Source organism: Agromyces sp. NPDC056523 (genome assembly GCF_042794545.1).
Lineage (GTDB): Bacteria > Actinomycetota > Actinomycetes > Actinomycetales > Microbacteriaceae > Agromyces.
In genome coordinates this window covers 1051177-1069756 of record NZ_JBHTTM010000001.1, presented here as the reverse complement: position 1 = coordinate 1069756, position 18580 = coordinate 1051177, and the positions used below count along the sequence as shown (strand labels likewise).

Sequence of the window (18580 nt, the reverse complement as noted above, 5' to 3'; positions counted from 1 at the left end):
AGGACGGGTCGCGATGCGAGATCGCTGTGAACCCGGATGCCGCGACATCCGCTCGCAATAGGCTCGCGGAATGACGCAGATCGAGGGAGCGCGCGTCCTCGTCGTGGGGGCGACCGGCGTGCTCGGCACGCTGCTCGCCGAGCGGCTCGCCGACGCCGGAGCGCGTGTCGCGGTGCACGGCCGCGACGACGCGCGACTCGCCGAGCGCGCACGATTCGGCGAGCCGATCGCCGTCGACCTCACCGACGAGACGGCGCCCGAGGCGATCGTGGAACGTGCGATGGCCCTCCTCGGCGGGCTCGACGTGATCGTGCTCGCAGCGGGCGTCGTCGGCTTCGACTCGGTCGCCGAGACTGCGGAGCAGGACCTCGAGACGCTGTTCACGGTCAACGCGCTCGCGCCGATGCGCATCATCTCGGTCGCCGCGCCCGCCCTCCGCGAGTCGGCCGCCTCCGGGGGTGAGCCCGTGGTGCTCGCGCTGACGGGCATCGTCGCCGACCTGCCCACCGCCGGCCTCGCGAGCTACTCCGCCTCGAAGGCAGCGCTCGCGGCGTACCTCACGGCCGCGGGGCGCGAGCTGCGGCGCAGCGGCATCCGCCTGCTCGACGCCCACCCCGCCCACGTCGAGACCGGGCTCGCCGAGCGACCGCTCTTCGGCTCGGCGCCGCGCTTCCCGCGAGGGCTCGAGCCCGCCGCGGTGGCCGACCGGCTCGTGCGCGCGATCGTCGACGGGGAGACGGCGCTGCCGCCCGGGGCGTTCGCCGAGGGATGAGCTCGGCCGCCGCTCCGGGCGGCGAGCGGGTCAGCGGTCGGAGGCCGGCCCGTCGTCGGCCTCGGCCGCCGCGGAGTCGGCGGCGGTGTCGGCCGCATCGGAATCGGCGGCATCCCGATCATCCGCCGCCGGTCGCCGGCGCATGAGCAGGAACGCCGCGACTCCGGCGAGCGCCACCACGACGGCCCCGCCGACCACCCACAGCAGGTCGCCGGGCCCACCGGATGCCGCGGCATCCGGTTCGGCGTCGCTCGATGCGTCGGCCGACCCGGCGGCACCTCGGGCGCAGACCGCCTGCTCGGCCCCCTCGACGAGCCACTCGCCGTCGGACGGCGCCCACGTGAACGCGAACGAACCCGTGATCGGGTGGCCGTCGGCGGACACCACGCGCCACTCCACGGTGTACTCGCCCGCGGGGCCGAGCTCGGCCGGCACGCTCGCCACCGCGCGATCGACGCTCGGGCACGCGTTCGCGTAATGGCGGCCGTCGGGACCGATGACGTCCATCGCGGTCGCACCCTCGGCGTCGAGCAGGGCGTCGCTCGTCTCGAGGGCGACCGTGCCGGGCTGGGTCGTGACGGTCGACTCGGCGTCGGGCGTCTCGCCGATCACCGTGTTGTGCGCGAACGCCGGCATCGCCGGGCCGGCGAGCACGCCGAGCGCGGCCAGCAGCAGGGCGCTCGCGCCGAGCGTCCGGGTCCGGGGCCGAGCCGCGCGGGGGTCGGTGCGCATGTCAGGCCTTCGATCCGCGGCGGGCCATGATCGCCACGATGAGGCCCGCGACGCCCACCGCCAGCCCGCCGATGCCGACGACGCGGGCGAGCGTGTCGACCGCGGCATCCGCCGGGTCCTCGGTCGCGGCCGTCGTCTCGGCCGCGTCCGTCGTGTCGGCGGCGTCGTCGCCGTGACCGTGGCCGTCGCCCTCGGGCGCCGTGACCTCGATCGCGGGCGCCGGGAGCTCGGGCTCGGCGCCGTCGGCACCGGGCGACTCGCTCCAGTCGATCTCGCCCTCGACGCACGACTGCAGGACGGGGAACTCGAGCCGCTCGCCCTCGCCGTCCTCGGGCAGCAGCACCTGGATCTCGAAGGTGCCGCGGTAGCCGTCGGGGATCGGGGTGTCGGCGGTGTAGACGACCTGCCTGACGCGCTCGGACGCCTCGTCGGCGTCGGCGCCTTCGACCGGCTCGTCGAGCTCGATCATGACCTTCTCGACGGACCATCCGGCCTCGACCGTGGGCCTGACCGACGCGACCTGCTCAGGGATGTCGACGGTGAACGAGGTGGTGGGCGAGTCGTCGCAGCCGTGGCCCGAGGCGAATTCGAGCACGGTGTACGAGCCGGCGGCGGTGGAGCCGGGCGTGACGGTCACGTGCGCCTGCGCCGCGACGGGCGCGGCGAGGGCGAGCAGCGTGCCGGCGCCGAGCGCGGTCGCGACCACGGCGGTGGTACGGGTGATGGGACGCATGGGTTCTCTCTCCTGGGTGCGGTGCACGGGCGCGCGGCCGAGGATCGGCTCGAGTGGTCGGCGCGCCGGCGTGCGGATGCGATGGGGTGTCGTGGCCGCTCAGGCGGCGAGGGACACCCGCGGCGGGCCGCGGTGGCGAAGCGGGGAGAGGATGAGGAGGGCGGGATTCGGCGGCGCATCCGCCCGGATCGCCGGACGCGCGACCCCGGGAAGGGTCGGGACCGGCAGGCCGCGCAGCACCGAGGCCAGGAGCCGCACGCCGTGCACGAGCGTGCCGAACGCGAGCCCGACGGCGGAGGCCGCCTGCTGGAAGAGGGCGAGCATCGCGACCGTGAGGGCCGCGGCGACGACGTGCGCGAGCGGCATCACGGTCGCGTGGCCGTGCTCGACCGTGAATGCCGCGAACTCGACCGACGGCGCCGTGGCGGCATGGGCCGCGTGAGGGCCGACGGATGCCGGATGGCCGGGGCTTCCCGTGCCGAGCGCGTAGAGCAGGTGCAGGGCGGCCTGAGCGGCGAGCGCCGACGCGGACGCACGTGCCGGCGTCATCCGCTGCCCGACGAGGACCATCGCGATCGGAACTGAGAATGCGAGCGAGAGCACGAGCGCCAGCGGGCCCGGCGGGGTCCCCCCGCCGACCGTGTGCGCGACCGAGGCGACGAGCGTGGCGAACGCGGCGACGGCCGCGCCGCGCATCACGCGTGCACCTCGGGGACTCACGTCACCAGCCTAATCGCCACCGGGACGGAGGACGGCCCCGGGCTCGCGCCCGGGGCCGTCCTTCGGCGTTCGAGACTCAGCTCACAGCGGGAGCGTGAACGAGCTCGTCGTGCCCGTGGGGGTCGTGATGACGAATCGAGAGTCCGCGGTCGCGCCCGCGGGGATCGCGAACGTCACGGTCGCCCGGCCGATCTCGTCGAAGGTCGCCGGGTCGGGGAACGATGCGTCCACCGTGGCACTGTCGAGCTCGGCCCCGTCGAACGACACCGAGACCGTGCCGGCCTTCGGGTCGGGCGGCGTGCTGAAGTCGAGCGACGACAGGTTGACCGTGGCCTGACCGCCGTCGACGCTCACGATGTCGACGCCGACGGCCCGCTGGGCGTAGTCGGGTGCGGCGCTGCCGAACGTCTCGAAGTAGTCCACCATCGCCTCGAGGTCGATCTTGCCGCTGTCGGCCTTGTTCACGCCTTCACGGAAGACGGTGAAGTTGTCACCGCCCGACGCGAGGAACGAGTTGGCGCCGACCGAGTATGTCACCGCCGGGTCGAGCGGCTGGCCGTTGAGGAGGATCTCGGTGATGTGCGAGCCCTGCGCCGCGGTCGGGTCGTACGTGTACGTCAGCGCCTCGTTGACCCCGAGCTTCAGGAACGGTCGAGACGCACCGGCGGGCTGCCACTGCTGCTCGAGGATTGCCTTGATCTGCGCTGCGGTGAGGTCGAGCGTCACGAGCGTGTTCGCGAAGGACTGCACGTTCGCCGCCTCGCGGTACGTCGTGTCACCGGCGTCGATGTCGGCGCGGAGCCCACCGGGGTTCATGAACGTGATGTCGACGCTGCGCGTGCCATCCTCGTTCAGCGCCCAGAGCTGGACGTCGGCGACGAAATTGCCGAGCGTCGACTCGCCGCCGCGGTTCTCGACGATCGCGGGCTGGCCGTTCACGATGCCGGGTCGCTGCGCGCGGTTGAACGGGGCGGTCGTCTGGCCGATCACGACGTTGCCCAGCTCGTTCGCCACAGCGGTGGCCTCTTCGACGATGGGCACGATCTTGGGATCGGGCTCGTACAGCCATGCGGTCACGTTCCCGCTCGGGTCGAACGCTGTCGCCATCGTGTAGAGCGTGTTCTCCATGCTCAGGAGGGTGTCGGACTTGCGGTCGTAGCTGATCACCATGTTGCTGAACCGCTCACCGTACTGGCCGCTCGAGATGACGGGTCGTCCGTCGATCACGTGGTTGTACGCCAGGTGCGTGTGCCCCGAGACGATCGCGTCGATGTTGTCGTTCGCGTTCAGCACGATGTCGCCGAACCTCGACTCCGGGTCGGTGGCCGACTCGACGCTGGTGTCGGCGGCACCTTCATGCACGAGCATGATCACGATGTCGGCCTCGCCGTTGCTGTTCTTGCCGTCGCTGAGCTGGTCGGCGACGCGGTTCGCGGCCTCGACGGGCGAGCCCACGCTGATGTCCGCGATGCCCTCCGGGCTGACCAGCGAGGGCAGCTCGTCGGTGACCGCACCGACGAACCCGATGGTCACGCCCTCGAAGCTCTGCAGCCAGTACTCGGGCAGGGCAGGGTCGGTCGTGTCCTTGTGGTAGACGTTGGCGCCGAGGTACTCCCAGTCGGCGAGCGGCATGACGCGATCGGTGAGATCGGCGAAGCCCTGGTCGAACTCGTGGTTGCCGACTGCGCTCACGTCGAGGCCCGCGGCGTTGAGCGTCTCGATCGTGGGTACGTCCTGCTGGATGAAGGACGTGAAGGTGGAGGCGCCGATCATGTCGCCGGCGGCCGCGAACACGGTATTCCGATTCTCTGCCCGGAACGACTTCACGGCGCTCGCGAGGCGGGCGATGCCGCCGGCGGTCCCCGCCTGCTCGATCCGACCGTGGAAGTCGTTGACCGTGACGAGGTTGATGTCGACGATCTTCGGTGAGGGTGCGGCCTGGGCGGACGCGACGCCGCCGAGCGTGAGCGCCGCGGCGGTCGCCACGGCCAGCGCGCCGACCGTCGTACGGCGGCGCGTGCGGGCGCGGGGTGCCTCCGCGCCGGGGGAACGTTGCTGCATTGCGTGATCTCCTCTGCAAGACGGATGCCGGAGCTCGCGGTGCTCCCCCGGCGTCGCATGCGCCACCCCACGGGCCGGGCGGCACTGATCGGCAGCATAAGCGCCGGTCAGGGGCCGGGGAAGCCCCGTGGCCGACTCGTCATCCCCGGTTCAGCCGAATCGGCCGATTTTGCTCATATGAGCATGACCCAGTGCTCAGATGAGCGGATGCCGTGGCCCATCGATAGGCTCGGTCACGATGCTGACCGCCGCCCTCTCCCTGTCGGGCGCGCTCGTCTACGGCACCGCCGACTTCCTCGGCGGACTCGCGACGAAGCGCCTCGGCGCGCTCCTCACCACCGCGGTCGCCGCGGTCGCCGGACTCGTCGTCATGCTCGCCACCCTTCCCCTGCTCGGCGGCGAGTGGACGACCGCGGACCTGGGCTGGGGCGCGCTCTCCGGCGTGGTCGGCTCCGTCGCGATCGCGCTCCTGTATGCGAGCCTCGCGATCGGACCGATGAGTATCCTCTCGCCGCTCACCGCGCTCATGTCGGCGGTGACGCCCATGCTGTGGGGCACGCTCGTGGGCGCCGAGCGATTCGGGGCGCTCGGCGTGTGGGGACTCGTCGTCGCCCTCGTCGCCGTGGTGCTCGTCGGCTTCGTTCCCGAGCGCGGCGCCGTGCGACCGAGCGCGCGCGGGCTCGCCCTCGCCGTCGGCTCGGGGCTTGCGATCGGTGCGTACTACATCGTCATCTCGCACTCGGCCGACGAATCGGGCACCGTGCCCCTCATCGCGAATCGCGTCATCTCGGCGGCGCTGCTGTTCGGTGCGGTCGCGGTCGTTGCCGCCGTCCATCGCGTCCGGCGGCGGTCCGTGGCGGTGACGCCGGTGTCGGTCCCCACGACCTCATCCGCTGAACCGACCCCGGATGGCGCGGCCCACGTCGGCGACGGCACGCCCACGTCCGTCGCCGAGCCCGGCCGTCCCGCCTCGACGCGGTCGGCCCTCGCACTCGCCCTCTCCGGCGGCGTCCTCGACGCGATCGCGAACACGCTCCTGCTGCTCGGGATCCGCGCGGGCGACCTCGCCGTGGCCGCGGTGCTCGGCGCGATGTACCCGGCCGGCACGGTGATCCTCGCGGCGATCGTCCTTCGCGAGCGCATCGCCCCCGTCCAGTGGGCGGGCCTGGCGCTCGCGTTCGTCGCGGCCGGGATGCTCGCGCTCGCGTAGGCGCGTGCGCGACGCGCTACAGCCGCACGACCTCCGTGATGCGCACGACGGCGGTGCCCTCCTCGGCCGACGCGACCAGATCGACCTCGCCGCGGATGCGCCAGTCGTGGTCGCCGGCGGGGTCGTCGATCACCTGCTCGACGCGCCACCGGCCGTTCGCGGCATCCGCCTCGTCGATGCTCACCAGGCGTGGCGAGCGCGACGGTCCGCCCGTGCCGATCGCGTCATGGTCGGCGTAGTACGCGTCGAGCGCACCGGGCCAGTCGACGTCGGGATCGAGTTCGGCGAGCTCCTCGTCACGCTCGAGCGCGGCGAGCTGCACCCGGCGGAACAGCTCGTTGCGCACGAGCACCGTGAACGCGCGGCGGTTCGTGACGACCGACGGCGGCGCGGGAGGCACGACGGGCGCCTCGTCCTCGGGCAGGTGCGCGGCCGGGTCGACGAGCTCGGCCCATTCGTCGACCAGGCTCGAGTCGACCTGGCGCACGAGCTCACCGAGCCACTCGATGAGGTCGAGCAGCTCCTCGTCCTTCGCCTCGTCGGGGACGGTCTGGCGGATCGCGCGGAACGCGTCGGACAGGTACCGCAGCACCAGCCCCTCGCTCCGGGCGAGCTGGTAGTACGACACGTATTCCCCGAACGACATCGAGCGCTCGAACATGTCGCGCACGACCGACTTCGGGCTGAGCTCGAAGTCGCGCACCCACGGCTGGCTCGACGCGAACGTCTCGAAGGCGTGCGCGAGCAGCTCGTCGAGCGGCTTCGGCCACGTGACCTCCTCGAGCAGCGCCATCCGCTCGTCGTACTCGATGCCGTCGCGCTTCATGGCGCCGACGGCCTCGCCGCGGGCCTTGTACTGCTGCTGCGACAGGATCGGTCGCGGGTCGTCGAGCGTGGACTCGATGATCGAGACGACGTCGAGCGCGTAGTGCCCTGTGCCCTGCTCGCTGGTCTGCGGATCGAGCAGTTCGATCGCGGCGAGCGCGAACGGCGACAGCGGTTGGTTCAGCGCGAAGTTGGGCTGCAGGTCGACCGTGAGCCGGAGCTGCACGCCGAGCGCGGGCCCGGGCCCGGGCCCGGTGCCATCCGACGGCACGATCTCGACCACCCCCGCGTCGCGCAGCGTGCGCAGGATCGAGAGCGCGCGGCGGGCGAGCTCGAATCGCCGGGCGCGCGACTCGTGGTTGTCGAACACGAGCGAGCGGATGCCGCGGGGCACGTCGCCCCCGCGGCCGATCACGTTGATCAGCATCGCGGCCGTGAGCGTCAGCTGGGGCACGAGCGGCTCGGGCTCGGCGGCGACGAGCCGCTCGAACGAGCCCTCGCCCCACGTCACGAACCCGGCGGGCGCCTTCTTGCGCACCACCTTCTTGAGCTTCTTCGGGTCGTCGCCGGCCTTGCGGATCGCCGTCTCGTTCTCGATCTCGTGGTCGGGCGCGAGCACGACGACGGTGCCGGCGGTGTCGTACCCGGCACGGCCCGCTCGACCCGCGATCTGGTGGAATTCGCGCGCGGAGAGCTGCCGCATCCGCTGCCCGTCGTACTTCGAGAGCGCCGTGATGAGCACCGTGCGGATCGGCACGTTGATGCCGACGCCGAGCGTGTCGGTGCCGCAGATCACGCGCAGCAGCCCGCGCTGCGCGAGCGTCTCGACGAGCCGGCGATACCGGGGGAGCATGCCGGCGTGGTGCACGCCGATGCCGGCGCGGACCAGGCGGGACAGGGTCTTGCCGAACCCGGTCGTGAACCGGAATCCACCGATCGCCTCGGCGATCTCGTCGCGTTGCTCGCGGTTCACGACGCGGATCGACGAAAGCGCCTGAGCGCGCTCCATGGCGGCCGCCTGCGAGAAGTGCACGATGTAGACCGGCGCCTGGCGGGTCTCGAGCAGCTCCTCGACGGTCTCCTGCACGGGCGTCTTCGCGTACGAGAAGTGCAGCGGCACCGGGCGCTCGACGCCGGTCACACGCGCGGTCTCCCGGCCGGTCCGGCGCGTGAGGTCGTCGGCGATCTCCGTGACGTCACCCAGGGTCGCCGACATCAGCACGAACTGCGCGTGCGGCAGCGTGATGAGCGGCACCTGCCACGCCCCGCCGCGGTCGGGGTCGCCGTAGTAGTGGAACTCGTCCATCACGACCTGGTCGACGGGCGCGTCGGTCCCCTGCCGCAGGGCGAGGTTGGCCAGGATCTCGGCCGTGCAGCAGATGATGGGCGCGTCGTGGTTCACCGAGCTGTCGCCGGTGACCATGCCGACGTTCTTCGCGCCGAAGATCTCGACGAGCTGGAAGAACTTCTCGCTGACGAGCGCCTTGATCGGCGCGGTGTAGTACGTGCGGCACCAGGGCCGGCCGGCGTCGCGGTCGGCGGCGGTGCGGGCGACGGATGCCGCGTGGGCCGCCACGGCGACGAGCGACTTGCCGGTTCCCGTGGGCGTCGAGAGGATCACGTTCGCGCCCGACACGATCTCGATGACCGCCTCGTCCTGCGCATCGTAGAGGCGGAACCCGCGGCCGGCGGCCCAGTCGACGAACGCGTCGTACATCGCGTCGGCGTCGTACGGGCGCGGAGCGGCGTCGAGGAGGGCGGGCGAGGCGGTCATCCGTTCGAGTCTGCCGCATGATCCGGGGCGAGTCGTTCGCGGTCGACGGGTTAAAACGGGGGAGCCGGCCCGCGCTGCCCAATCGGGTGGGCTTCCAGCGCGGCCGGCTCTCCGGTCGATTCCCGCGGTGACAGTTCCCCCTGCATGTCCGCGGTGTTCGACCGAGATCAACGGTACGGATGCCGCGCCGCGGGCGTATCAGGGTGAACCCTGAAACCTCAGCCGCGCGTCGGCTCCCCGCGCTCGGCGGGTGCGACGGTGGGCCGCACCACCGACGCCGGATCCCCTCCCGTCACCAGCTCGACGATCGCCTCGACCACGCGGAACACCGCGATCGCCGCGAGCAGCGCGACGATCAGGGGCCCAAACGCCGCGAGCGAGTAGGTGAGCGCGAGCACGAGCGGCGCCATCCGCCACCATGGCAGCGCCGCGACGGCCGGGGCGATGGCGAGTGCGAGCCACCACGGTCCGGCCACGATGGCGAGCACGACCGCTGCCACGATGACGAGGATCCCGACCGCCACCTGTCCGAGCAGCAGCCAGCCGAGCGCGCCGCCGTGGCGGAACTCGCGGTCGGCCGAGACCCAGGCCCACATCAGGCGGGCCCGGAGACGCGGGACGCCCTGTTCGCGGAGCGCGGTGTGGAACACGCGGTCGTCCTCGCGGCGCTGGGCGAGCGCCGCCCCGCGGTCGGGCAGTTCGGCCGCCACCCGCGACCGTTCGTCGTGGAGGATCGCCGGCGCCGACTGCCGACCGTAGCTCGCGATGAGGCCCCAGAGCGCGCTCGGGACCGACGCGAGGTCGGTCACGCCGTGCGGTGGCGGCTGCTCCCCCGCCGCCGGCGCGCGGTAGCGGCGCCCGGTGAGCGGGTCGACATAGACGATGGCCGCGCGCACCTCGAACCGGTCGACATCGGCAGGGCGCTGCGCAAGCAGGATCTCGTCGAGCGGGATTCCGTCGTCGCGTTCGAACGGCACGTGCGCCTCCTCGGGTCGTGGATCCATCCTGCCGTGCCCGGCCGACGCGTCTCGAACTGGACGGAGTGCACGCGGCGCGCCGCGACATCCGCCGCCCGGCCTGTACCGTCAGCCGAGGAGCAGCGAGATGCCGAACAGCACCGGCACCGAGCCGACCGTGGTGAGGAAGACCGTGTCGCGCGCGACGATCTCGGCCGTCTCGTAGCGCTGGGCGAAGTTGAACACGTTCTGCGCGGTCGGCAGCGCCGCGAGCACGGTCACGGCGTAGAGGTCGCGCCCCTCGAGGCCGAACACGAAGGCGGCGACGGCCCACGCGACCGCCGGCATCGCGAACAGCTTGAGCGTCGTCGCGATGACGACGTCGCGCAGGCCGGTCCCGGGCTCGAACATACGGGTGCCGTGCAGCGAGAGCCCGTACGCGATGAGCATGAGCGGCACGGCCGCCTGGCCGATGAGCTGCACCGGGTCGAGGATGATCGTCGGCAGTTCGAAGCCCGAAATCGACACGAGCACGCCGAGCAGCGATCCGATGATGATCGGGTTCGTGAAGGTCGAGCGCAGGATGCCGCGGACCGACGTCCGTCCTTCGACGGTCGCGCCGAGCACGGCGAGCGCGACGGGCGCGAACAGCAGCAGCTGCAGCAGCACGATCGGCGCGGAGTACGCGGCATCCCCCAGCAGGTAGAGGGCGATGGGGATGCCGATGTTGTTGCCGTTGACGTACCCGGATGCCAGTGCGCCGACGGTCGTGCGGGCGACGCCGCGGCGCAGCACCACGAGCGACACGATCGAGAAGACGAGCATCATCGCGACCGCCGCGATGGCGGAGACGGGCAGCAGCGCCGAGAAGAGCGCGTGCACGTCGGCGGTCGCGAGCACCGAGAACAGCAGGAACGGCGAGAGGACATTGAAGTTCAGGCGCGCGAGCACCGGCCGCGCGTTCGGGCCGAGCACGCCGGTGCGACCCGCGAGCCAGCCCACGAACACGGCGAGCGCGATGACCGCGAACCCCGTCAGGATGTCGATCACGCGTCACCGCCCGGGCGCCGAGGCCGGTCGGGGGCGAGGGCCGGGGTACCCGCGGGGATCGCCGTCGATCCGGCGCGGGGCGCCCGCGGCGTCACCAGCGGTGGTGCACCGACGCGCGGATCTCGCGGTCGTAGAGGTCGCGCACGGCGGCGTCGAAGGAGTCGGGCAGCTCGAGCGATCCGGCGGCGGCGTTCGCGCGCGCCTGGTCGGTGTTTCGCGCGCCCGGGATGACCGTGGAGACGCCGGACTGCCGGGCGATCCAGGCGAGCGCCACCTGGGCGGGCGTGGCATCCGGCGCCGCCTGCTTCGCGAGCGCCGAGAACTCGGATGCCGCTCGCACGCCGGTCGCGTAGTCGACGCCCGAGAACGTCTCGCCGACGTCGAACGACTCGCCGTGCCGGTTGAAGTTGCGGTGGTCGTTCTCGGCGAACTGCGTGTCGAGCGTGTACTTGCCCGAGAGCAGCCCGCTCGCGAGCGGCACGCGCGCGATGATGCCGACCCCGTACTGCTCGGCGACCGGCAGGACCTCCTCGACGGGCTTCAGCCGGAATGCGTTCAGGATGATCTGCACAGTCGCGACGTTGGGGCGCGCGATCGCGCTGAGCGCCTCGTCGACCTTCTCGACGCTCACGCCGTACGCGGCGATCGCGCCCTCGGCGACGAGCGTGTCGAGGGCGTCGTAAACGGCGTCGTCGGAGTACACGGACGTGGGCGGGCAGTGCAGCTGGACGAGGTCGAGGGTGTCGACGCCGAGGTTGCGTCGCGACCGGTCGGTCCAGGCGCGGAAGTTCTCGAGCACGTAGTTGTCGTGCTCCTGCGGCATCCGCCGGCCCATCTTCGTCGCGACCGTCACGCCCGAGCCGGGGTTCGCGGCCAGCCAGCGGCCGATGAGCGACTCAGACCGGCCGTCGCCGTAGACGTCGGCGGTGTCGAACACCGTCACGCCGGCCTCGTGCGACGCGTCGAGGACGGCCAGCGCGTCGGCCTCGTCGACCTCGCCCCAGTCGGCGCCGAGCTGCCAGGTGCCGAGTCCGATGACCGAGACGGTGCGGCCGGTCCGGCCGAGGGTGCGGGTCTGCATGGGCTCCTCCGTCGTGTGCTGGGGGCGAGCGGGCCGATGCGGATGTCGCGGCGCGCCGCCGGAACGAGCCTAGCCCGCGTTGCGGCATCCGCTTTCCGGGGCGCCGGGCCGGCGACCCGCGGCGTTCTCAGCCGATGGGCACGGCCGTGCCGCTGACGACGATGCCGCCTCGCTCGGGGATCTCGACGACGAGCTCGCTCGGCCGGCCGACGTGACGCCCCTGCCGGATGAGCACGCGCGCCGGCGGCTCGACCGCGCCGAGCGCCCGGAGGTACCCGCCGACGGCGGCGGCCGCGGCGCCCGTCGCGGGATCCTCGATGATCGCGCCGACCGGGAAGATGTTGCGCGCCTCGAAGCGCAGGCCGGCGCGCTCGTCGCCGTCGCCCTCGGCATCCGGGAGGCGGCGCAGCACTGTGATCGTCGCGGGCCAGCCGTGCTCGTCCATGAGGGCCCGCGCCTCGGCCGGGTCGAACCCGAACGTGTCGAACGCGTCCGCGTCGGCGACCACGAGGACCGGGTGGCGGTTGCCGGCGAAGGCGATGCGAGGCGGATGGCGCGGGTCGAGCGCCTCGGCGGGGATCCCTGTCAGCCCGAGCAGGGCCTCGAGCACTGGCGCCGGCATCTCCTCGACGTGAGGCTCGACGCTCGTGAAGGAGGCGCGGAGCATGCCGTCGACCGCGGACGTCTCGATGTCGACATCGCCGACGGGCGTGGCGAAGCGCACGTGCCCGGGGCCTTCGCGCTCGGCGATCGCGATCGCGCCGGCGACGGTCGCGTGGCCGCAGAACGGCACCTCCGCGTGGGGCGAGAAGAAGCGGACGCGGTGGGACCCCGTGGCGTCGTCGGAGATGAAGGCGGACTCGGCGTACCCGATCTCCGCTGCGATGCGCAGCATGTCGGCGTCATCGAGGCCGGCGGCGTCCAGCACGATGCCGGCGGGGTTGCCGCCGGCGGGGTCGGACGTGAAGGCGGCGTAGCGGAGGATCTCGGGCGCGGGATTCACCCGCCCATCCTCGCGCGCCGGCGTCGCATCGTCACGATCCACTTCGGCCTCGGTGGCTTTCGCGGGTCAGCTCGAGGGTGCGCGCCATCCGGGATGGATCGGCACGAGGCGCACGTCGTCGAGCCGTCCGTCGAGAGCGGTCGCGGTCATGAACGTCGCGACGGGCTCGCGCCGACGGTCGGTCGGCGAACCCGGGTTGAGCAGGCGCAGGCCAGTGGGTGCGACGCTGTCCCACGGGATGTGGCTGTGCCCGAACACGAGCACGTCGATGCCCGGGAAGGCGGCCGCCATCCGCTCCTCGCGGCGGGCGGCCGGACCGGTCTCGTGCACGACCGCGATCCGCACGCCGTCGACGTCGACGCGCGCGACCTCGGGCAGTCGCGCCCGGAGCTCAGGGCCGTCGTTGTTGCCGTACACGCCCACGAGTTCGCGGGCGCGCGCCTCGAGCGCGTCGAGGGTCGCGACATCCACCCAGTCGCCCGCGTGGATGACGAGGTCGGCGGCGTCGACTGCGTCCCACGCCTCGGCCGGCAGGTCGCGCGCCCGCTTCGGGACATGCGTGTCGGCGAGCAGGACGAGCGAGGTCACGGGCCCATCTTCGCCCGCCGCGCGGCATCCGTCATCGCGCCACCACTCCCCCGAATACTCCGCAGTCCACCACGCCTGGGCGGGTGCCCGGCGTGGTGGACTGCGGAGTGGGTGTGACCGGCCGCTTCAGGCGGGCTCGCCGCCCGCGTCCTGTTCGGCGCCGAAGCGCTGCCGCGCCTCGAGCGGGATGAGCGGCCGCTCGGCCCGCGCTCGGATCTGCTGCACGGCCCACGTGTTGCCGTCGGGATCGGCGAACCCGAAGAATGTGCCGCCGTCGCGCGGGTCGATCACCTGGATCGGGCTCGCGTCGACGCCGCGCTCGATGAGCTCGGCGCGCGCGGCCTCGGCATCGGCGACCACCAGCTGCACGCCCTTGAGCGATCCCGGCGCCATCTCGCTCTGCGCCGGCAGCGTGCCGATCACGATCGAGCAGCCCGAGCCGTGCGGGGTGAGCTGCGCGAACCGTTGGTCGCCGGCGTGCGTGTCGTGGTCGAGCGCGAACCCGACGCGGTCGCGGTAGAACTCGATCGCCCGGTCGAGGTCGCTCACCGGCACGATCACCACCTCGAGCGTCCAATCCATGAGGGTCTCCGTTTCGGTCGGGCGAGATGACGCGAACTGCGGTTCGTCAGCAAGCGATGAGCGTTTCACGTCATCTCGCCGGGGTGGGATAGGTGGCAGATCAGCTGGCGAGCAGGTCGTCGAGGCGTGCGTACCCTTCGGTCACGCCGGTGGCCATGCCGTGCTCGACCATCGCGTCGCGCGCCTCGACGGTGGGATACACCGAGTGGCCGCGGAGGCGCGTGCGCCCGCCGCCGAGGTCCTCGAAGGTCATCGACTCGACGCTGACGATGTCGGGCGCGCCCTCGAACTCGAACGTCTGCACGGCGAACTCGTTCTCGCGCACGGTGTGGAACGTGCCGTTGAACCCGTACTCATTGCCCTCGGGGTCGCGGTGCACGTAGCGGTAGCCGCCCTGCGGCCGGAAGTCCCAGCGCTCGATCGTCATCTCGTACCCGTTCGGGCCGAGCCACTGGCGCACGAGGTCGGGCTCGCGATGCGCCGCGAACACGGCGGCGACCGGAGCGTCGAACTCGCGCTCGATGTCGACGAAGGGCAGCCCCTCGGGGGCGGTGATGGTGACGGGGTTGGTGGTCTCGGTGGTCATGATGACTCCTTGGGATCAGTGCCGGCGGGGTTGTCGGCGACGGATGCCGCGACGCTGGAGTCGCGGCCGGAGGCGAGCAGCGCATCGAGGCTGCGGTACTGCTGCTCGTGGATCAGCCGGTATCGGTCGATCCATGCGGTGAGCGCCTCGAGCTGACTGGCATCGAGGTGCACGGGCCGGCGTTGGGCGTCGCGCGTGCGCGTGACGAGCCCCGCCTGCTCGAGCGTGTGGATGTGCTTGGAGACCGCCTGCTTCGTGATCGCGAACGGCTCGGCCAGCTCGTTGACCGTGGCGGGTCCGCGGCTGAGCCGGGCGATGATGCGACGGCGCACCGGGTCGGCGAGGGCCATGAACGCCCGGTCGAGGCGGTCGTCGGCACTCGGGTCGAGGATCATGGCCGCCTCCTTGTCAACTTGATGCGTGATCAACTGATTGGTTGATTAAAGGATACGGCGCACCGTCCAGTGCGTCAAGGGTTTCCGCGAACCCCTCGCGCGCCGCCCTGTGCCGGAGCAGAATCGGGCGGAGGAAGACGACGATCTGGAGGCCACCATGCCCGTCACGCTCAACCCGTACCTCAACTTCCGCGGCAACGCCCGGGAGGCCATCGAGTACTACCACTCGGTGTTCGGCGGCGAACTGAACGTCTCGACGTTCGCCGATTTCCAGTCCGCCGAGGACCCGTCGGAGAACGACCTCGTCATGCACGCGCAGCTCGACGGCCCCGGCCTCACGCTCATGGCCGCGGACGTGCCGAACCGGATGGACTACAACGGCCTCTCGGGGTTCTCGGTCTCGCTGTCGGGGGAGGACGACGCAACGCTCCGCGGCTACTGGGACAAGCTCGCCGACGGCGGGACCATCGTGCAACCGCTCGAGGTCGCGCCCTGGGGCGACGCCTTCGGCATGCTCGTCGACCGCTTCGGCGTCAGCTGGCTGGTGAACATCGCGGGAGCAGGCGGGGCATCCAGCTGAGACCGGCCGATCCGCCACCCGACCGCGACCCGAACTCGACCGAGGAGACGACATGGCCGTTCAGCTCAATCCCTACCTCAGCTTCCGCGACGAGGCGCGCGAGGCGATGGAGTTCTACCATTCCGTCTTCGGCGGCGAACTGACCCTCAACACGTTCGGCGACTTCCACGCGAGTGAGAGCTCCGCGGAGGTCGACAAGATCATGCACGGCCGGCTCGTGGCCGGAGACCTCCACCTCATGGGCGCCGACACGCCCAACGAGATGCCCTTCGAGGCCGGCACGAACTTCGCGGTGTCGCTGAGCGGCGGACCTGAGGACGACGCGCGACTGCGCGGGTACTGGGAGGCGCTCGCCGAGGACGGTGAGGTCGCCTTGGCGCTCGAGCCGTCACCGTGGGGCGACGTATTCGGCATGCTCACCGACCGGTTCGGCGTGCAGTGGATGGTCGACATCGGGCGGCCGGTGCCGAATGGGGCGGCGAGCGCCGCAGCCGCGCTCGCAGATGCCGACGCGAACGCCGACGCGCCGGGCGGGGCCGACTAGCGGCCCGCGACCCGGCGCGACGCGGCGCTCAGTCGAACAGCTCGGACAGCCAGTTGTCCTTCTTGCGCTTGCGGGAATAGCCCTGCTCGTAGCGACGGTCGTCGTCGTAGCGACGGTCGTCGTCGTAGCCGCGCGTCGCCTGACGGAGCACGTCCATCGGGTTCGCGGGGTATCCCTGCTGCTGCGGGGCAGGCTGCGGCGCGACGGCCTGGGGCGCCGGCGGCACGGGGGCGGCCTGCGACGCCGCGGATGGTGCGGCGAACTCGCGCGCCGCCCGCTCGATGATCTTGTCGAGCTCGCCTCGGTCGAGCCACACGCCACGGCACGTGGGGCAGTAGTCGATCTCGATTCCGCTTCGCTCGCTCATGACGAGCACGGCGCCGTCGTTGGGGCACTGCATGCTGACTCCTTCATCGGGGGATGCCGCGAGCCTATCGACGGTCCCTGCGTGCCACCTCCGCGGCGACGGCGAGGTCGTGGACCCCCGGAGACGGCGAACGCCGGGCCGGACCTTGCGGTCCGACCCGGCGTCACGGGTGCGGGCAGTGCCCGCGTGCGCTCAGATCGCGCGGATGTTCTCGGCCTGGAGGCCCTTCTGGCCCTGGACGACCTCGAACTCCACGTTCTGGCCCTCTTCGAGCGAGCGGTAGCCGCTGCCCGTGATGGCGCTGAAGTGCGCGAAGACGTCGGGGCTCCCGTCGGAGGGAGCGATGAAGCCGAAGCCCTTTTCGGCGTTGAACCACTTGACGGTTCCGGTTGCCATGCTGGTATTTCCTTCGTTCGTACTGGGCCGAACCGTTCGGCCCCTCACGTTCGGCCGGGCGGCCGTCCGCAGGACCCGGCGGCGGATGCCGCTCGGGCGGGTGGTTCCGAAGGTCGCCGCACCTGGTGCGTCGTCGCCCTCGGTCTCGGGTCATGCCATGCGGATCGTGCCGCCTCCGGGCAATCAGTCGTGAAGCGGGCGGGCGCCCGCGAGTGGAGGAACCTTCATGCTATAGCACACCGCCCCTACTCCGCCGGATGTGTCCACAGGTTCCGTCGGCGAGGACTCCCTGCGCATGGGGACCGCTGCCGATGGGAGCGCGTGCAGGCACATGGGTAGGGTGATCCGGTGACCATGCCCCCGGCCTCGCCCGCGCCCGAACGGCCGCGCGCAGCCGCATGGCGGCTGGTGCTCGTCGGCCTGATCGGCGGAGTGCTCTCGGGCATGTTCGGCGTGGGCGGCGGCATCGTCATGGTGCCGCTCCTCATCCTCCTGGCCGGGATGGACCAGCGCCGCGCCTCGGCCACCTCGCTCGCCGCGATCGTCCCGACGGCGATCGCCGGCTCGATCGCGTACTTCGCGAACGGACAGGTCGATCTCGTTGCCGCCGCGCTGGTCGCGGTGGGCGGCATCGTGGGCGGATGGATCGGCGCCACGCTCCTCGCCCGCCTCCCGCTCGAGTGGCTGCGGTGGCTGTTCATCGCCCTGCTCGTCGTCGTGGCGATCCGCCTCGCGATCGCCGCACCCGACCGCGCCGCGGAACCGGTGGCGCTCGACCTCGGTTCCGGTCTCGGCCTCGTCGCCCTGGGACTCGTCGTCGGCATCGCCTCGGGGCTCTTCGGCGTCGGTGGCGGGCTCATCATGGTGCCGGCGTTCATCACCGTGTTCGGGCTCGGCGACCTCATGGCGCGCGGAACCTCGCTGGTGGCGATGATCCCGACCGCGATCAGCGGCACGCTGAAGAACTGGCGCAGCGGCATCGTGGACCTGCGGGCCGCGATCATCGCCGGGATCGCGGCCACGCTCGGGGCCTTCCCCGGCGTCGCGCTCGCCTTCCTCGTGCCGCCCGAGGTCGGCGGATGGCTCTTCGCGGCGCTGCTCATCGTCGCGGCCGTGCAGCTCGCGGTCCGTGCCATCCGCGCGCAGCGCGCCGGCCGCGCATGAGCGGCACCGCGCGCCGGTCGCCCGGCTGGTACGACGATGCGACGGATGCCGCGCTCCTGCGGTACTGGGACGGCTCGGGCTGGACGCCGCACACGTCCCCACGCGGGGCGGACGCACCGCAGCCGGCCGATGCCGCTCACGCCCCGAGCCATCCGCTCGAGGGCCTCGGCCTGGAGTCGACGCGCCGACTCGACCGCGCCGCCGGTGTCGCGTCGCGAGCGCCCGAGGCGTCGTCGCCGCCCGATCACACGACGATCCCGACGCCGCCCGGAGCCCCCGGGCCCTCTCCCGCCGCGCTGCCGACCCCACTCGGACCTTCGCCGCGCATCTGGTTCGTCGCCGCCGCGGGCGCGATCACGGCGACCGCCTCGCTCGTCGTCGCATTCGCCGCGCTCGGGGTCGCGCTCGGCCGCTGAACCAGGTCACCGCACCCACGCCCGACTGGTGCGGCAGGATCGTGT

At 72.1% G+C, this 18580-nt stretch carries 21 protein-coding genes; 6 read left to right on the top strand and 15 right to left on the bottom strand.

Annotation, left to right across the window (positions count from 1 at the left end; translation table 11 throughout):
* Positions 1 to 70: 70 nt before the first annotated feature.
* Positions 71 to 772, top strand: coding sequence for an SDR family NAD(P)-dependent oxidoreductase (locus tag ACFQ58_RS05220; RefSeq protein WP_376949990.1), 702 nt, complete (start codon positions 71 to 73; stop codon positions 770 to 772).
* Positions 773 to 802: 30 nt separating this feature from the next.
* Here the strand turns inward: ACFQ58_RS05220 and ACFQ58_RS05215 are convergent, their stop codons facing one another.
* From ACFQ58_RS05215 to ACFQ58_RS05200, 4 genes are all read right to left on the bottom strand, one after another.
* Positions 803 to 1504 carry a copper resistance protein CopC gene (locus ACFQ58_RS05215; protein ID WP_376949989.1) on the bottom strand — a complete coding sequence of 234 codons (702 nt, stop codon included), beginning with the start codon at positions 1502 to 1504 and terminating at the stop codon, positions 803 to 805.
* Between the two features lies 1 nt (position 1505).
* Entirely contained in the window at positions 1506 to 2237 is a 732-nt protein-coding gene (locus tag ACFQ58_RS05210; RefSeq protein ID WP_376949988.1) for a YcnI family protein, read from the bottom strand.
* Between the two features lie 99 nt (positions 2238 to 2336).
* Entirely contained in the window at positions 2337 to 2957 is a 621-nt protein-coding gene (locus tag ACFQ58_RS05205; protein ID WP_376949987.1) for a hypothetical protein, read from the bottom strand.
* An 81-nt stretch (positions 2958 to 3038) separates the two neighbouring features.
* Entirely contained in the window at positions 3039 to 5018 is a 1980-nt protein-coding gene (locus tag ACFQ58_RS05200) for a bifunctional metallophosphatase/5'-nucleotidase (protein WP_376949986.1), read from the bottom strand.
* A gap of 238 nt (positions 5019 to 5256) precedes the next feature.
* On the opposite strand from ACFQ58_RS05200, the gene ACFQ58_RS05195 reads away from it, so the two are divergent.
* The gene (locus ACFQ58_RS05195; RefSeq protein WP_376949985.1) at positions 5257 to 6228 is read left to right on the top strand and encodes an EamA family transporter; all 972 of its coding nucleotides are present in this window, start codon (positions 5257 to 5259) and stop codon (positions 6226 to 6228) included.
* A 16-nt stretch (positions 6229 to 6244) separates the two neighbouring features.
* On the opposite strand, the gene ACFQ58_RS05190 is transcribed toward ACFQ58_RS05195, so the two are convergent.
* The 9 genes from ACFQ58_RS05190 to ACFQ58_RS05150 form a co-directional block, all read right to left on the bottom strand.
* A complete protein-coding gene (locus ACFQ58_RS05190) occupies positions 6245 to 8827 on the bottom strand; it encodes a DEAD/DEAH box helicase (RefSeq protein WP_376949984.1) in 2583 nt (860 codons plus the stop codon).
* 218 nt (positions 8828 to 9045) lie between these two features.
* Positions 9046 to 9804, bottom strand: coding sequence for a DUF1353 domain-containing protein (locus ACFQ58_RS05185; RefSeq protein ID WP_376949983.1), 759 nt, complete (start codon positions 9802 to 9804; stop codon positions 9046 to 9048).
* Between the two features lie 108 nt (positions 9805 to 9912).
* Positions 9913 to 10833, bottom strand: coding sequence for an AEC family transporter (locus ACFQ58_RS05180; protein WP_376949982.1), 921 nt, complete (start codon positions 10831 to 10833; stop codon positions 9913 to 9915).
* A 91-nt stretch (positions 10834 to 10924) separates the two neighbouring features.
* The gene (locus ACFQ58_RS05175; RefSeq protein ID WP_376949981.1) at positions 10925 to 11914 is read right to left on the bottom strand and encodes an aldo/keto reductase; all 990 of its coding nucleotides are present in this window, start codon (positions 11912 to 11914) and stop codon (positions 10925 to 10927) included.
* A 127-nt stretch (positions 11915 to 12041) separates the two neighbouring features.
* A complete protein-coding gene (locus ACFQ58_RS05170; RefSeq protein ID WP_376949980.1) occupies positions 12042 to 12917 on the bottom strand; it encodes a PhzF family phenazine biosynthesis protein in 876 nt (291 codons plus the stop codon).
* Positions 12918 to 12983: 66 nt separating this feature from the next.
* Positions 12984 to 13505, bottom strand: coding sequence for a metallophosphoesterase family protein (locus ACFQ58_RS05165; protein ID WP_376949979.1), 522 nt, complete (start codon positions 13503 to 13505; stop codon positions 12984 to 12986).
* Between the two features lie 126 nt (positions 13506 to 13631).
* A complete protein-coding gene (locus ACFQ58_RS05160; RefSeq protein ID WP_376949978.1) occupies positions 13632 to 14087 on the bottom strand; it encodes a VOC family protein in 456 nt (151 codons plus the stop codon).
* Between the two features lie 100 nt (positions 14088 to 14187).
* Positions 14188 to 14673, bottom strand: a complete 486-nt coding sequence (locus ACFQ58_RS05155) for an SRPBCC family protein (protein WP_376949977.1) — start codon at positions 14671 to 14673, stop codon at positions 14188 to 14190.
* Positions 14670 to 15068 carry an ArsR/SmtB family transcription factor gene (locus ACFQ58_RS05150; protein WP_376949976.1) on the bottom strand — a complete coding sequence of 133 codons (399 nt, stop codon included), beginning with the start codon at positions 15066 to 15068 and terminating at the stop codon, positions 14670 to 14672. Before ACFQ58_RS05150 ends, ACFQ58_RS05155 begins: the two co-directional genes overlap by 4 nt.
* Before the next feature lie 157 nt (positions 15069 to 15225).
* Between ACFQ58_RS05150 and ACFQ58_RS05145 the strand changes: the two genes are divergently transcribed.
* Positions 15226 to 15648, top strand: a complete 423-nt coding sequence (locus tag ACFQ58_RS05145) for a VOC family protein (RefSeq protein WP_376949975.1) — start codon at positions 15226 to 15228, stop codon at positions 15646 to 15648.
* Positions 15649 to 15700: 52 nt separating this feature from the next.
* Positions 15701 to 16192 (top strand): VOC family protein, encoded by a 492-nt coding sequence (locus tag ACFQ58_RS05140; RefSeq protein ID WP_376949974.1) that lies wholly within the window; start codon positions 15701 to 15703, stop codon positions 16190 to 16192.
* A gap of 28 nt (positions 16193 to 16220) precedes the next feature.
* Here the strand turns inward: ACFQ58_RS05140 and ACFQ58_RS05135 are convergent, their stop codons facing one another.
* Both ACFQ58_RS05135 and ACFQ58_RS05130 read right to left on the bottom strand, forming a co-directional pair.
* Complete coding sequence (locus tag ACFQ58_RS05135; protein ID WP_376949973.1) at positions 16221 to 16592, bottom strand: zf-TFIIB domain-containing protein; 372 nt, start codon at positions 16590 to 16592, stop codon at positions 16221 to 16223.
* A 159-nt stretch (positions 16593 to 16751) separates the two neighbouring features.
* Positions 16752 to 16955 (bottom strand): cold-shock protein, encoded by a 204-nt coding sequence (locus ACFQ58_RS05130; RefSeq protein WP_092668238.1) that lies wholly within the window; start codon positions 16953 to 16955, stop codon positions 16752 to 16754.
* A 354-nt stretch (positions 16956 to 17309) separates the two neighbouring features.
* Between ACFQ58_RS05130 and ACFQ58_RS05125 the strand changes: the two genes are divergently transcribed.
* A complete protein-coding gene (locus ACFQ58_RS05125) occupies positions 17310 to 18119 on the top strand; it encodes a sulfite exporter TauE/SafE family protein (RefSeq protein WP_376950337.1) in 810 nt (269 codons plus the stop codon).
* Entirely contained in the window at positions 18116 to 18535 is a 420-nt protein-coding gene (locus ACFQ58_RS05120) for a DUF2510 domain-containing protein (RefSeq protein WP_376949972.1), read from the top strand. The genes ACFQ58_RS05125 and ACFQ58_RS05120 overlap by 4 nt, the downstream gene beginning before the upstream one ends.
* Positions 18536 to 18580: the final 45 nt, after the last annotated feature.